General features: G+C 68.2%; 9 protein-coding genes and 1 tRNA gene. 4 read left to right on the top strand and 6 right to left on the bottom strand.

Annotated elements, in window-relative coordinates; all coding sequences use genetic code 11:
• Nucleotides 1-80 precede the first annotated feature (80 nt).
• From galK to AAEX57_RS14865, 6 genes are all read right to left on the bottom strand, one after another.
• The gene (gene galK, locus AAEX57_RS14840; RefSeq protein WP_342091244.1) at nt 81-1,235 is read right to left on the bottom strand and encodes a galactokinase; all 1,155 of its coding nucleotides are present in this window, start codon (nt 1,233-1,235) and stop codon (nt 81-83) included.
• Entirely contained in the window at nt 1,235-1,411 is a 177-nt protein-coding gene (locus AAEX57_RS14845; protein WP_342091245.1) for a DUF6104 family protein, read from the bottom strand. Before AAEX57_RS14845 ends, galK begins: the two co-directional genes overlap by 1 nt.
• Nucleotides 1,412-1,421: 10 nt before the next feature.
• Complete coding sequence (locus tag AAEX57_RS14850) at nt 1,422-5,219, bottom strand: multifunctional oxoglutarate decarboxylase/oxoglutarate dehydrogenase thiamine pyrophosphate-binding subunit/dihydrolipoyllysine-residue succinyltransferase subunit (protein ID WP_342091246.1); 3,798 nt, start codon at nt 5,217-5,219, stop codon at nt 1,422-1,424.
• Nucleotides 5,220-5,289: 70 nt separating this feature from the next.
• Nucleotides 5,290-6,609: a glycosyltransferase 87 family protein gene (locus tag AAEX57_RS14855; protein ID WP_342091247.1), complete on the bottom strand. Its 1,320-nt coding sequence runs from the start codon at nt 6,607-6,609 to the stop codon at nt 5,290-5,292.
• A 20-nt stretch (nt 6,610-6,629) separates the two neighbouring features.
• The gene (locus AAEX57_RS14860; protein ID WP_342091248.1) at nt 6,630-7,895 is read right to left on the bottom strand and encodes a glycosyltransferase family 87 protein; all 1,266 of its coding nucleotides are present in this window, start codon (nt 7,893-7,895) and stop codon (nt 6,630-6,632) included.
• A 153-nt stretch (nt 7,896-8,048) separates the two neighbouring features.
• A tRNA-Arg gene (locus tag AAEX57_RS14865) sits at nt 8,049-8,123 on the bottom strand.
• A gap of 133 nt (nt 8,124-8,256) precedes the next feature.
• Between AAEX57_RS14865 and lysA the strand changes: the two genes are divergently transcribed.
• The 4 genes from lysA to rho all read left to right on the top strand — a co-directional run bounded on the left by lysA (nt 8,257) and on the right by rho (nt 14,158).
• Nucleotides 8,257-9,660 carry a diaminopimelate decarboxylase gene (gene lysA, locus AAEX57_RS14870; RefSeq protein WP_342091249.1) on the top strand — a complete coding sequence of 468 codons (1,404 nt, stop codon included), beginning with the start codon at nt 8,257-8,259 and terminating at the stop codon, nt 9,658-9,660.
• Between the two features lie 32 nt (nt 9,661-9,692).
• Nucleotides 9,693-11,024, top strand: coding sequence for a homoserine dehydrogenase (locus AAEX57_RS14875; RefSeq protein ID WP_342091250.1), 1,332 nt, complete (start codon nt 9,693-9,695; stop codon nt 11,022-11,024).
• A gap of 16 nt (nt 11,025-11,040) precedes the next feature.
• Nucleotides 11,041-11,925, top strand: coding sequence for a homoserine kinase (gene thrB / locus AAEX57_RS14880; protein WP_446721090.1), 885 nt, complete (start codon nt 11,041-11,043; stop codon nt 11,923-11,925).
• 367 nt (nt 11,926-12,292) lie between these two features.
• Nucleotides 12,293-14,158 carry a transcription termination factor Rho gene (rho, locus tag AAEX57_RS14885; protein ID WP_446721091.1) on the top strand — a complete coding sequence of 622 codons (1,866 nt, stop codon included), beginning with the start codon at nt 12,293-12,295 and terminating at the stop codon, nt 14,156-14,158.
• The last annotated feature ends 59 nt before the right edge of the window (nt 14,159-14,217 follow it).

The following is a 14,217-nucleotide window of genomic DNA, read 5'->3' on the forward strand; positions in this document are numbered from 1 at the left end:
GCGTTTCCTTTCCGCGTGCTGCGCCGCCATCTCCACCCCCCCCCCCCCCCCCAAGGTGCACCTCGACGAGTTGAAGTCCGTCAGCTGATCCGACGCGCGCCCTGCTCGGGCGTGACGGTGAACCAGCTCGGCGCGTTGAAGTCGGCCGCGGCGAAGGCCTCGGCCACCTTCTGGCCCAGCTGGTCACCCTGACCGGTCTCACACAGGGCAATGATGCAACCGCCGAAGCCGCCGCCGGTCATCCGGGCGCCCAGCGCGCCGTGCTGCTTGGCCGTCTCCACGGCCACGTCCACCGTCGGGACGGTGATCTGGAAGTCGTCACGCATCGAGGCGTGGCTGGCGTCCAGCAGCGGCCCCAGCTCCCGCAGCTTGCCGGCCCGGCCCAGTTCGACGGCCTGCAGCACCCGCTCGTCCTCGGTCACCACGTGTCGGGTGCGCATCCGCTGCAGCTCGTCGTCCAACCGGCTCAGGGCATCGTCCAGATCCGTGACATCGCGCAGTGCCGACACGCCCAGCGCGGCTGCCGCGGCCTCGCAGGTGGTGCGCCGTTCGGCGTACTCTCCGTCGACGTGGCTGTGCGGGCTGTGGGTGTCCAGCACCAGGATCTCCAGGCCCTGCTCGCCCAGCGGCAGCGGCACGGAGACGGTCTCCAGACTGCGGCAGTCCAGGAAGAGGGCGGCGTCCTGCTGGCACAGGGTGGAGGCGGCCTGGTCCAGCAGGCCGGTGGGGGCGCCGACGAACTGGTTCTCCGCCACCCGGGCCAGCTTGGCCCGGTCGATGGGGGCGATCTCCAGCCCGAACAGGTCACAGCAGGCCGCCACGACGGCGCACTCGATGGCCGCGGAGCTGGAGAGCCCGGCGCCGATCGGCACGTCAGAGGCCAGCACCAGATCCACCCCGCCCACCGGGTGCCCGGCCTGGCGCAGTGCCCAGACCACGCCCGCCAGGTAGGCGGCCCAGCCGGTGGTGGCCGACGGCTGGTCGTAGGGGCGCAGCACCTCCAGCTCGACGGTCTCCTTCAGGTCAACCGAATCCACCCGGACGTGTTCGTCGGCGCGGGCACTGGCGGCCACGGTGGCCCCCAGATCCAGCGCGAAGGGCATGACGAAGCCGTCGTTGTAGTCGGTGTGTTCGCCAATCAGGTTCACTCGTCCCGGCGCAAACCAGACGCCCGCGGGCGGCTGCCCGGTCAGTTCGGTGAATCGTCGGGTGACCAGGTCAGTCGCAACACTCATCATTCATCCTCATCATCGAGTCGAGCCAACCAGGTGGCCAACCGCTCCACCCCGTCCTCGAACTCGGGGTTCAGGTCCACGAAATAACGCATCTGTTCGGCCAACCAGGAGAAGCTGACCTCCTCGTCTCCTCGACGGGAAGCCAGCTCCTCCAGGCCGCGATCTGTGAAATACACAGGCTACAAACTACTCCGCCAGAGCGCGCTGCATCAGGTCCTTCTCCTGCTCGACGTGCACGCCGTGCGAACCCACCGACGGCGCGGAGGCCGCGGGTCGGCAGATGACCTGCATCTTCAGGTCACGCGACGGCAGGAATTCCTTGAGGGCGGCAGGCAGGTTGAGAGCCATGAACGGCCAGGCGCCCTGGTTCTCCGGCTCGTCCTGGACGAAGCGGATGTCCGTGACGTGCTCGTAGGCCTTGAGCTCCTCGGCCAGTTCCTGGGCCGGCAGCGGGTAGAGCCGCTCCAGGGAGAGGATCGCCACCTGTCCGTCCAGTCCGGCCTTCTGGCGCGCCTGCACCAACTCCCAGCGCACCTTGCCGGAGCACAGGATGACCCGCTTGACGGCGCTCGGATCGGTGATGGTCGGGTCGCCCAGAGCCGGGCGCCACTTGCCACTGGTGAATTCCTCCGGCTGGCTGGTGGCCAGCTTGTTGCGCAGCATGGACTTCGGGGTGGCGATCACCGTCGGGCGGTGCCAGTTGACGTAGGCGTGCTGGCGCAGCAGGTGGAAGTGGCTGGCCGGCGTCGACGGCTGGCACACGGCCAGGTTGTTCTCGGCACACAGCTGCAGCCAGCGCTCGATCCGGCAGGAGCTGTGGTCGGGTCCCTGACCCTCGTAGCCGTGGGGGAGCAGCAGGACGACGCCCGACTTCTGGCCCCACTTGGTGAAGCCGGAGCTGATGTACTCGTCGGCAATGCTCTGGGCGCCGTTCGCGAAGTCACCGAACTGGCCCTCCCACATCACCAGCGCCTCGGGGGCGGCCACGGAGTAGCCGTACTCGAACCCCATCACCGCGTACTCACTGAGCAGCGAGTCGTAGATGTCGAAGTTGGCCTGGTCCTCGGTGAGGTGCTTGAGCGGCACGTAGGCCTCGTTGGTGCTGCGGTCGACGATGCCGCCGAAACGCTGGCTGAACGTGCCACGACGGCTGTCCTGGCCGCTCATCCGCACCGGGCGGCCCTCCATCAGCAGTGAGCCGATCGCCAGCAGTTCGCCGGTGGCCCAGTCGATCGGGCCTTCCTTGATCTGCTTGGCGCGACGGGCCAGCTGGGGCAGGACCTTGGGGTGACCCTGGAAGCCCTCGGGCATCTCCACGTGCACCCGCGCCACCTGGTCCATCATCTCGGGGGTGATGGCGGTGTTGTTGTCGCCCTCGGCCCAGCGGCTCGGCTTGGCCGGGTAGTAGGGCACGCGGGTGTACTCGTCGTCCTCGCCCTTGAGCTGCTTGGCCTCCTTGAACACGTCCTCCAGGCGCTGGCGGAACTTGTTCATCACGGCCTCGGCATCCTCGGTGGTGATGTCGCCGCGGCCGATCAGGCTCTCGGTGTAGAGCTTGTGGGTGGAGCGCTTCTGCTCGATCAGGTCGTACATGTTGGGCTGCGTGAAGCTCGGGTCGTCGCCCTCGTTGTGGCCGCGACGGCGGTAGCAGACCAGGTCGATCACCACGTCCTTGTTGAAGCGCTGGCGGTACTCGAAGGCCAGCCGGCCGGCCCGGACACAGGCGTCGGGGTCATCGCCGTTCACATGGATGACGGGGGCCTGGATCACCTTGGCCACGTCGGTGCAGTAGACGCTGGAGCGCGACTCCACCGGGCTGGTGGTGAAGCCCACCTGGTTGTTGACCACCAGGTGCACGGTGCCGCCGACGCGGTAGCCGCGCAGCTGGCTCATCTGCAGCACCTCGTAGACCACGCCCTGGCCGCTGAAGGCCGCGTCGCCGTGCAGCAGGATCGGCAGTACGGGGTAGCCCTCGCCGCCGTTGAGCGCGCCGGGCAGCCGATCCAGCTTGGCGCGGGTGATGCCCTCCAGCACCGGATCCACGGTTTCCAGGTGCGACGGGTTGGCGGCCACCGACGTGCGGATGGTGGCCCCGCTGGCGGCGGAGAACTTGCCTTCGGCGCCGAGGTGGTACTTCACGTCGCCCGAGCCCTGGCCACCGGCCACGCCGATGTTGCCCTCGAACTCGCGGAAGATCTGGCCATAGCTCTTGCCGGCGATGTTGGCCAGCACGTTGAGCCGGCCGCGGTGCGGCATGCCGATGCAGACCTCCTCCAGGGAGTTGTCGGCGGCCAGCTCGCAGATCTCGTCGAGCAGCACGATGGTGGATTCGCCACCCTCCAGGCTGAACCGCTTCTGACCGACGAACTTGGTCTGCAGGAAGGTCTCGAAGATCTCCGCCTCGTTCAACTTGTCCAGGATCCGCAGGTGCTCCTCGCGGGGCAGCGGGGTGTGTGGCTTCTCGAACTTGTCCTGGAACCAGGTGCGCTGCTCCGGGTCGGTGATGTGCATGTATTCGATGCCCATCGTGTGACAGTAGGAGTCACGCAGGATGTCCAGGATCTCGCGCAGCGTCATGTAGGTGCGCTTCTCGCCGGCGAAGGTTCCGACGGCGAACTCCCGGTCCAGGTCCCACACGGTCAGGCCGTGGGTCTCCAGCTCCAGCTCCGGGTGGGTGCGGGTGCGGTATTCCAGCGGGTCGGTGTCGGCCATCAGGTGGCCCAGGCTGCGGTAGGCCTGGATCAGCTCGACGACGCGGGCCTCCTTGGGCACCTGGCTGTAGCGGTGGGCACTGACGTCGGTGTCCCAGCGCAGCGGCGGGTAGGGGATGCGCAGGCTCTCGAAGATCTGGTCGTAGAAGCCGTCCTCGCCCAGCAGCAGCTGGTGCATCTTGCGCAGGAATTCACCCGACTGGGCACCCTGGATGACGCGATGGTCATAGGTGGAGGTCAGGGTGGTGATCTTGCTGACGCCCAGCTCGTTGATCCGGCTCTCGCTGGTGCCCTGGAATTCCGGCGGGTAGTCGATCGAGCCGACGCCGACGATGACGCCCTGACCATTCATCAGGCGCGGCACGGAGTGGTTGGTGCCCAGGCCGCCGGGGTTGGTCAGCGACGCGGTGACGCCCTGGAAGTCCTCCACCCCGAGCTTGCCGGTGCGGCCCTTCTTGACGACCTCCTCGTAGGCGGCCCACCACTGCATGAAGTCGAGCTGCTCACAGCCCTTGATGGCGGGCACCACCAGGTTGCGGCTGCCGTCGGGCTTGACGAGGTCCATCGCCAGGCCGACGTTGATCGACGGATTCTCGATCAGGACGGGCTTGCCGTTCTCCTCGCCGTAGGCATTGTTCATCGCCGGGATGGCCTTCAGCGCCTGCACCATGGCGAAGCCGATGATGTGGGTGAAGCTGACCTTGCCGCCCTTGGAGCGCTTGAGGAAGTTGTTGATCACCGTGCGCTGGTCGATCACCAGCTTCATCGGCACCGAGCGTACGGTGGTGGCCACCGGCATGGACAGGGAGTTGTCCATCGCCTTGGCCGTGCGCATCGGCACGCCCTTCATCACCGTCTTCTTGGGCTCCTGGCTGGCCACCTTGGGGCGGTTGGCCGGGTTGGGGGCGTTGGCGCTCAAGCCCGACGCGTTGCCCGGGGTCGAGGGGGTCTCGGTGCGCACCTCACGGGTCTCCACCTTGGTGGCAGCGGGCTTGGGCGTCTCTGCAGGCGCAGCAGCCGCCGGGGCCTTGGCGGGCGCGGTGGGCGGCGTCGGCGCCTTGGCTCGGGCCGCGGACGCTGCCGGGGCCGGTGTCGCCGGGGCGGCGGCCGGGGGAGCGGTCGGGGCGGCGGGAGCCGTGGCGGGCGCATTCTTCTCAAAGTAGGCAGCCCACGTGGCATCCACGCTACCCGGATCGGTCTTGTACTGCTCGTACATTTCCTCGATCAGCCAGTCGTTGGCGCCGAAGTCACTGGAGGAGTCATTGTGGGACATGTGTGTGTCGGTGGCTCGGGCCACCATCGCCTTCTTCCGGTGTGTGTTGGCCTGCGGCAGGCCCCTGTGCCTACCTGGGTGCGATGTTATCCGTTACCCGGGTGGCTTGGGCAAACCGACGAGAAATCAATCGTTCAACAGTCCACCACACGGTGAGCAGGGTGAGCGCAACCAGGGCCAGATTACGCCCTACGAGTACCGCCGTGACCGTTGGATCGGCCTGCGCCGGCGTGATCAGCCCGATGTAGTGGTTGGGGTAGACGAATTGGGTTGCCAGAGCGATCAACAGGCTGGCCAGCGCCACCAGGACGGCCTTGGCCCGTTCCGTTCCGCGCGGTGCCAGCCCCAGCCAGGCGGCGCTCACCGCGCCGAGCCAGGCAACGTACTGGGGGCTGAGGGTCTTGTTCGCGCTCAGCATGACCAGCACGATCGACAGGCAGGCCAGGGCGCGCACGTCGGCCGGGACCTCGCGGCGCAGCATCCGGATGGCCACCAGGGCGGCGTAGAACACGCCCGCGGCCATCGCGATCGACGAGGCCAGCAGGAGTTCGGCGACGCCCGGCCCGAAGACCTCGAAGGCGTTGTAGGGGGACATGTGCACGTCCCAGCGGTAACCCGCATTGCCGGCCTGCCGTTCCGCACCGCCGAACGCGCGCAGCCACATCGGGACGCTGGCCCAGGGGCTCTCGATCTGCAGCCCCCGGCCCGACTGCCAGGTGATCGGGGAGATCAGCCGGGCGGGCCCGGAGACCAGCAGCGAGGCCAGTGCCAGGGCGAAGCCGGTCACGCCGAAGCCCAGCAGCCGTTGCCGGGAGTCGCGGTCGCGGCCGAGCAGCGGTGCGAGGAGCAGCGCTGGCCACAGCTTGATGCCCGCACCCAGCGCCATCAGGCAGCCGCTCAACCGCGGACGGGTCGCCACCATGAAGACCGCGGCGCCCACCACCACGCCGGCCAGCAGGTCGTAGCGGAACCAGATCAAGGGGCCCATCGCGAAGGTGAACAGCATCCAGTAGATGGCCGCCACCCGGGAGTGTTCCTTCCACAGCCAGACCGAGAAACCCGCGTCGAGCACCGCCATCACCAGCGCGAAGAGCATGCAGTAGAGGGCGACGTCGTCGTCGATCGGGATCCGCAGGGCGTCCAGCAGCCAGACCACCGGCATCGGGTACTCGCGCAGGACCGTCTGGTAGTTCTCGGCCTGCTGCAACTGGCGGAAGTAGTAGCGCACGTCGTTGACGATGAAGCTGTACTCCTTGGCCCACTGGTGCAGCATCCAGCCCCGGCTGAGGATCCAGAGCACCACCCAGGGCAGTGCCCGCCCCACCACCGCGACGCGCAGCTGGTCGGTCAGCACCGATCGCGGACGGTGGGTCTCGGTGGGGTGCGACACGGGGCTCCGTTCGGCAGGGTTCAGCGGTGTTCGGCGTCGGTGGCCAGACGGGTGGCCTGGATGTGGCGCGGGTGCAGGAAGCTCCAGATCCACGCCGCGACCTTGAACAGTACCCAGCACAGGACCAGGTTGCGGGCGGCCAGCACCAGCGTGGCACCGTGGATCCCGGGGCGATGCCCCACCAGCGAGGCGTAGCCGATCGGGTAGATCACTTGGGTCAGGAGGGTCACCAGCAGGGTCCACTCGCTGATCTCGGCCAGATTGTGCTCGTCGGAGCGGGCCCGGTAGCTGTCCTTGGGATTCTCGCTGGCCATTGCCCACCCGGCCGCCAGCGGGCCGCCGACCCAGATGATGTACTGCGGGCTGAAGGTCTTGTTGGTGACGATCATCACGAAGATCACCAGCAGCATCAGCGCCGCACCCTCGATCAGTCGCTGGTCTCCGCGGCGCAGCCACAGCACGTAGCAGATGACCGCGCCCAGCAGGCCGACGGCGAAGGCGATGCTGGCCGCCTGGAACCAGAACTGGCTGCCCGGGCCGGAGATCTCCCAGGCGTTGAACTCGCTGACCGCCACCCAGAAGCGGTGCGGCTGCATCATCCGCTGCAGCATGGGGACGGTTGCCCAGACGCTCTCGATCTGCAGGCCTCGCTCACCCTGCCAACCGAGCGGGGAGACCAACCGGTCCCACCCCGCCCACAGCAGGCTGACCAGGGCCAGCAGGCCGCCGGCGCCCCAGAATCCCAGGCTGGTCAGCCGACGGTTGCGCCCGACGTCACCGTGTTCCCGGTCTCCCAGCAGCGCGGGCCACAGCAGTGCCGGCCACAGCTTGATGGCCGCACCGATGCCGATCAGGGCTCCGGCCCGGGTCGGGCGACGCTTGCGCAGTTGCAGCAGTGCCCAACCGGCGAGCACCGCGGTCAGGATGTCGAAGCGCAGGTAGGCGGTGGTGCCCACCAGCGGGACGAAGGCGGACCAGAACGCCACGGCCTTGCCGCGCAGTCGGCCACCGTCGTGCCAGAGCGTCCAGGTGAAGGCCGCGTCCAGCAGGAACATCAGGATGAAGAAGGCCGCCACATAGCCCCAGCGATGGCCGAAGCTGAACAGGTCGGGGATCTTGAGCAGCCACAGCACCGGGGTGGGGTACTCGATCATCGTCGCCTCGGGGCCGTTGACGCCCATCCGGGAGATGTTCTCGTAGTAGTAACGCGTGTCCCCCAGCGTGAACAGCATGGCCGCCCATTCCAGGAAGAGCACCAGTCGGCTGATCAGCCATACCTTCTTCATGAGGCGGGCGTCGTTCAGTCTCTCCGAATCCCACCACGCGCGCCACGGGCTGGAGGGGGTGTAGAACCGGGCTGGACTCTGAGTCACGGTCATCTGATCCCTGTCGGCCCGATCGGTATGGGTACCTTCCGATACTGACGTACCTTGCGATACTGGCGCCCCCGGCAGGATTCGAACCTGCGCTCCCGCCTCCGGAGGGCGGTGCTCTATCCCCTGAGCTACGGGGGCCAACCCCCGAAGGGGCGTGGAACACCATAGCAGACCATCCACGGTCTCTGACACTCGCCAAGCCGGTGAAGCCCCAGACCAGTCGCTGATACGCGTTCGTCGCCGGGGGAGTGGGTCTGAGAGGATTCCGTCCATGACCCACACCCATGTCGCCGGCTCGATCCATGCCGATGCCACCGCAGCAGGCCCGCAGTGGCTCAACCGTCCCACCGACGTCAACGAGCTCGACAAGGCGCTGTGGAGCAGCCACGTGGAGCGGACCGGATCGGGTGAGGTGAGCGTGGCCGGTCTGGGGGTGGGGGTCATCGCCGAACAGGTGGGCACTCCCGCCTACCTGGTGGACGAGGACGACTTCCGGGAGCGGGCCCGCGCCTTCCGTGACGCCTTCGCCGGCTGGCAGGTCTACTACGCCGGCAAGAGCTTCCTGACCCGCTCCGTGGCCCGCTGGATCCACGAGGAGGATCTCTACCTCGACGTGTGCAGCGGCGGAGAACTTGCCATTGCCCTGGCCGGCGGGATGGATCCAGCCAGGATCGGCCTGCACGGCAACAACAAGTCGGTGGAGGAGTTGAGCTACGCGCTGTCCAGCGGGGTGGGCCGGATCATCGTCGACTCGCTGGACGAGATCGGCCGGATCGAGCAGCTCTGCACCGCCAATGGTTGGACCGCTCGCGTGATGGTGCGGGTCACCACCGGCGTCGAGGCCCACACCCACGAGTACATCGCCACCGCGCACGAGGACCAGAAGTTCGGTTTCAGCATCACCAATGGTCAGGCGATGGTGGCCATGGTGCGGTGTCACTACAGCCCGCAGATGGAGCTGCTGGGCATCCACTCGCACATCGGTTCGCAGATCTTCGACACCCATGGTTTCGAGGTGGCCGCGCGGCGCACCATGAAGCTGCTGGCCCAGTTCGCGGCCGCCACCGGGGTGGAACTGCCGGAGCTCGATCTGGGCGGTGGCTTCGGCATCGCCTACACCCACGCCGACACGCCGGCCACCCCGGATGCGCTGGCCACGAGCCTGCGGGAGATCGTCGAGCACGAGGCGCGCGGCTACAACATCGCCGTCCCGCAGATCAGCATCGAGCCCGGGCGGGCCATCAGCGGCCCCACCACCATGGCCCTCTACACCGTCGGCACCGTCAAGGTGGTCGACATCGACGGCGGACAGAACCGGGTCTACGTCAGCGTCGACGGCGGGATGAGCGACAACATCCGCCCGGCCCTGTATGCCGCGGAGTACTCCGCGGCCGTCGTCTCTCGGGCCTCCGAGGCCGAGCCGGTTCTCTGCCGGGTGGTGGGCAAGCACTGCGAGGGTGGCGACATCCTGGTGCGCGACGTCTTCCTGCCGGCCGACATCCGCCCCGGCGACCTGCTGGCCGTGCCCGCCTCCGGGGCCTACTCCCGGGCGATGGCCAGCAACTACAACATGCTGACCAAGCCACCGGTCGTCGCGGTGCGAGACGGCCAGCTGACCACCCTGCTGCGGCGTGAGAGCCTTGAGGATCTGATGCGCCTCGACGTCGGCAACTGACCCCCCCACCACCCAAGGACTGAAGAGAAATGATGAATCGGCTCGAAACCGCCGACCCCGCCACGCTGCCCGCCCTCAAGGTTGCCCTGTTGGGCTGTGGCGTGGTGGGCAGCCAGGTGGCTCGTCTGATCACCGAGCAGAGCGATGACCTGACCAACCGGATCGGCCGTCGGCTGGAGCTGGTGGGGATCGCCGTGCGCACCCTGGACCGGGACTTCGGTGGGCTGGATCGTGAGCTGTTCACCACGGATGCGCAGGCCCTGGTCAGTCGGGACGACCTGGACGTGGTGGTCGAGCTGGTGGGGGGCATCGAGCCCACCCGTCAGCTGATCCTGACCGCGATCCAGCACGGCGCGAGCGTGGTCACCGCCAACAAGGCGCTGCTGGCCGAGGACGGCGAGAGCCTGTTCACCGCGGCCGAGCAACAGGGAGTCGACCTCTACTACGAGGCGGCCGTGGCCGGCGCCATCCCGATCGTGCGGCCGCTGCGGGAATCCCTGGTGGGCGACGAGATCACCCAGGTGATGGGGATCGTGAACGGGACCACCAACTACATCCTGGACCAGATGACCACCACCGGTGCCGACTTCGAGGTGGCGCTGAAGCAGGCCCAGGAACTGGGTTATGCCGAGGCCGACCCGACGGCCGACGTCGAGGGCTACGATGCCGCCGCCAAGGCCGCGATCATGGCGACGCTGGCCTTCCACACCCGGGTGCGTGGCGCCGACGTCTACCGGGAGGGCATCACCCGGGTGACCAGCAAGGACATCGCGGCTGCCCGCAAGCTGGACTGCGTGGTGAAGATGCTGGCCATCCTCACCACGGATGACGCAGGGCAGGTGAGCGTCCGGGTGCACCCGGCCATGGTGCCCACCGCCCACCCGCTGGCCAATGTGAGTGGCGCCTACAACGCCATCTTCGTCGAGAGCCGGGAGGCCGGGCGGCTGATGTTCATGGGCCCCGGCGCGGGCGGCTCGCCCACGGCGTCGGCCGTGATGGGAGACCTGGTCACGGTGGCCCGCAACCGGTTGCGCGGCGTGGCCGGGCCGGGGGAGAGCGTCTACGCCGAGCGGCAGATCGTGCCGATGGCGCAGGTTGTCACCCGCTACCTGGTCCGGGCCAACGTCGTCGACGAGCCGGGGGTGCTGGCCGCGGCCGCCGCGGTCTTCGCCGGGCACAATGTCTCGGTCCAGACCGTCGACCAGTCGAGCGCGGCACCGCGGGAGGACGGGGAGAAGGTGGCCGAGCTGGCGATGATGACCCACTGTGCCCGCGAGGAAGACCTGCAGGCGGTGGTCCGGGAGCTGGAGGCCCGGCCCTTCACCCGCGGGGAGCTCTCCATGCTGCGCGTGGAAGGCCTGTGAGGTGAACCTGCTCGAGGTGGGTCGCAGCGCTTGCGTCCGGGTGCCGGCCACCAGCGCCAATCTCGGCCCCGGCTTCGATTGCATGGGGCTGGCGGTGGACCTCTTCGACGAGCTGACGGCGGAGGTGATCCCCGAGGGCCTGGACTTCGAGCTGTCCGGGTGCGGTGTGGACACGGTGCCTCGCGACGAATCACACCTGGTGATCGCCACCATCCGCGGTGCCCTGGCAAGTCTGGGGGCCGAGGCGCCGGGCCTGCGGTTGAGGGCGCACAATGTGATCCCGCACAGCCGCGGCCTGGGTTCCTCGGCCGCCGCGATCGTCGGCGGCCTGGCCTTGGGCTGGGGGCTGGCCCGGCCCGGCGAGCCGCTGGACCTGGCCTGGGCCTGCGCCCAGAGCAGCCTGGCCGAGGGGCATCCGGACAATGCCTGCGCCGCGGTGCTGGGCGGGATCGTGCTGGCCTGGCTCGACGGCGACGACGTTGAGGTTGTCCGACTTCCGGCCGCCGAGGGCCTGCGGGCCATCGCCTGGGTGCCCGACTTCGAGGTCGGTACCTCTGGCGCCAGGCAGGTGCTGCCGGATCTGGTGCCGCGTACCGACGCGATTGCCCAGGCCACCTGCTCGGCCCTGTTGGTGCACGCCCTGACCACCGATCCGGCGCGGCTGCTGACCGCCACCCGGGATCGGCTGCACCAGGACTACCGGGCCCCGCTGATGCAGCCGTCGGCCGACCTGGTGGCGCGGCTGCGGCAGGCCGGGGTGGCCGCCGTGATCTCCGGTGCCGGCCCGACGGTGCTCGCCCTGGGTACGCCGGAGCAGCTGGCGGCCACGGATGCCGTTGCCGACAAGGGTTTCCGGCGGCATGACCTGGCCCTGGCCGGGGGCGTTCAGCTGATCGGTTGAACCGGTGCCCGGCGGGGCATTTGCGAGGCCGCCCCGCCGTGGTGCTACGCTTTTTCCCAGAAACGTTCGCCTGATGGGCGGAAATGTTTTGCACCTCACAGGTCAGGTGCCATCTCGACCCCATTCAGGGGCCGGAGAACCACTGCATTCCACAAACTTGTTGCTCCGCCACGGCGGATCGCGGTCTTGGCCTTCAGCGTCTGTCTCCGGTGCGATCGAGCGACGACCTGTTTCGAATACGGGCGATGCCCGGCAAGCACTGTGCTGCCACTTCCATCCCGCGCCCGGTTCGCGAAAGGACTTTTGCGTGACTGAAAACCAGACCTCCGGCTCTCTGGCGGCCAAGAAGCTGCCCGAGCTGAAGGCCATGGCCTCGTCCATGGGCATCAAGACCACCGGCCTGAAGAAGGCCGACCTGATCCAGGCGATCTCCGGCGGCGGCCAGTCCGCTGCCGCCCCCGCCGCGAAGGCCGCGTCGGCGCGTAGCCGTCGCACCGCAGCCCCGAAGATCGAGCAGGCCAGCCGCTCCGACGCCCAGCGCACCAGCACCGACGACGGGCAGCGCACCGAGGCCCCGGCCCCCGAGCGTGCCCCCCGGGCGGAGGCGCCGCAGGCCCAGGCTGGCGACCAAGCGGCCAAGACCTCCGAGGCCCGCAACAGCGAGACCCGTATTTCGGAGAACCCGCGCAGCGAGCGTCGTCAGGAGTCAGGCGAGCCGGATGTCTCCGCCGAGGTCGGCGCCCGGCTGGCCGAACTGAGCAACCAGAGCGGCCGGCAGCGTCGTCGCCGCAATTCCGGTGGCGCAGAGCAGGCCGATGGCGCCCAGGGTCAGAATGCCAACCAGGCCCAGCAGAGCCAGGGCAACAACCAGGGCCAGAACAATGGCAATGGTCAGGGCAACCAGAACAACCAGCGCACCAATGATCAGCGCGAGAACCAGCGCAACAACAACCAGCGCGACAATGACCGCGACTTCGACGACGACAACAATGGCGGCCGTCGCGGCCGTCGGCGTCGCCAGCGGGACCGCGGCAACCGGCGCAACCGGGGCGGCAACAACCAGGCGATCGACCGTTACGAGAACGAGCCGGTGATCGGTGAGGACGACGTCCTGCTGAACATCGGCGGCATCCTCGACGTGCTGGACAATTACGCCTTCGTCCGGACCTCCGGCTACCTGCCCGGCAACAACGACGCCTATGTCTCGCTGTCCATGGTGCGCAAGAACGGTCTGCGCCGTGGCGACGTGATCACCGGCGCCATCCGCCAGCAGAAGGAGGGCGAGCGCAAGGAGAAGTTCAACCCGCTCGTCCGACTGGACACGGTCAACGGCGCCGATCCGGAGCTCGCCAAGAACCGCCCCGAGTTCAGCAAGCTGACCCCGCTCTACCCGCAGGAGCGGCTGCGGCTGGAGACCACCGCCACCAACATGACCGGCCGGATCATCGATCTGGTCAGCCCGATCGGCAAGGGCCAGCGCGGCCTGATCGTCAGCCCGCCCAAGGCTGGCAAGACGATGATCATGCAGAGCATCGCCAATGCCATCACCGCGAACAATCCCGAGGTGCACCTGATGGTGGTGCTGGTCGACGAGCGTCCCGAGGAGGTCACCGACTTCCAGCGGACCGTCTCCGGTGAGGTGATCGCCTCCACCTTCGACCGCCCCGCCGACGACCACACCACGATCAGCGAGCTGGCCATCGAGCGTGCCAAGCGGCTGGTGGAGTTGGGTCATGACGTCGTGGTGCTGCTGGACGGCATCACCCGCTTGGGCCGTGCCTACAACCTGGCCGCCCCCGCCTCCGGTCGCATCCTGTCCGGTGGCGTCGACTCCGCCGCGCTCTACCCGCCGAAGAAGTTCTTCGGCGCCGCGCGCAACATCGAGAACGGTGGCTCGCTGACCATCCTGGCCACCGCGCTGATCGAGACCGGTTCCAAGATGGACGAGGTGATCTTCGAGGAGTTCAAGGGCACCGGCAACATGGAGCTGCGCCTCAAGCGCAACCTGGCCGACAAGCGGATCTTCCCGGCCATCGACGTGGACGCCTCCGGCACCCGGCGCGAGGAACTGCTGCTGGGCCGCGAGGAACTGGCGATCATCTGGAAGCTGCGCCGGGTGCTCTCCGGCATGGACGACCAGCAGGCGCTGGAGATGCTGCTCAAGCAGATGCGCAAGTCGCAGAGCAACAACGACTTCCTCGTCCAGATCAGCAAGACCACGCCCTCGGAGTGACATCGCCCGGTTTGGGGTTGTGGGGTCACAAGCCGTAAGGTAATACGTCGGTGCCGGTT

Origin of the sequence: Luteococcus sp. H91 (assembly GCF_038433135.1) — a bacterium.
GTDB lineage: Bacteria > Actinomycetota > Actinomycetes > Propionibacteriales > Propionibacteriaceae > Luteococcus.

What these genes read in the sequence shown, in the direction of transcription:
- galK (WP_342091244.1), bottom strand. Translation starts at nt 1,235, where the DNA reads ATGAGTGTTGCGACTGACCTGGTCACCCGACGATTCACCGAACTGACC.
- AAEX57_RS14850 (WP_342091246.1), bottom strand. Translation starts at nt 5,219, where the DNA reads ATGTCCCACAATGACTCCTCCAGTGACTTCGGCGCCAACGACTGGCTG.
- AAEX57_RS14860 (WP_342091248.1), bottom strand. Translation starts at nt 7,895, where the DNA reads ATGAAGAAGGTATGGCTGATCAGCCGACTGGTGCTCTTCCTGGAATGG.
- lysA (WP_342091249.1), top strand. Translation starts at nt 8,257, where the DNA reads ATGACCCACACCCATGTCGCCGGCTCGATCCATGCCGATGCCACCGCA.
- AAEX57_RS14875 (WP_342091250.1), top strand. Translation starts at nt 9,693, where the DNA reads ATGAATCGGCTCGAAACCGCCGACCCCGCCACGCTGCCCGCCCTCAAG.
- rho (WP_446721091.1), top strand. Translation starts at nt 12,293, where the DNA reads ATGGCCTCGTCCATGGGCATCAAGACCACCGGCCTGAAGAAGGCCGAC.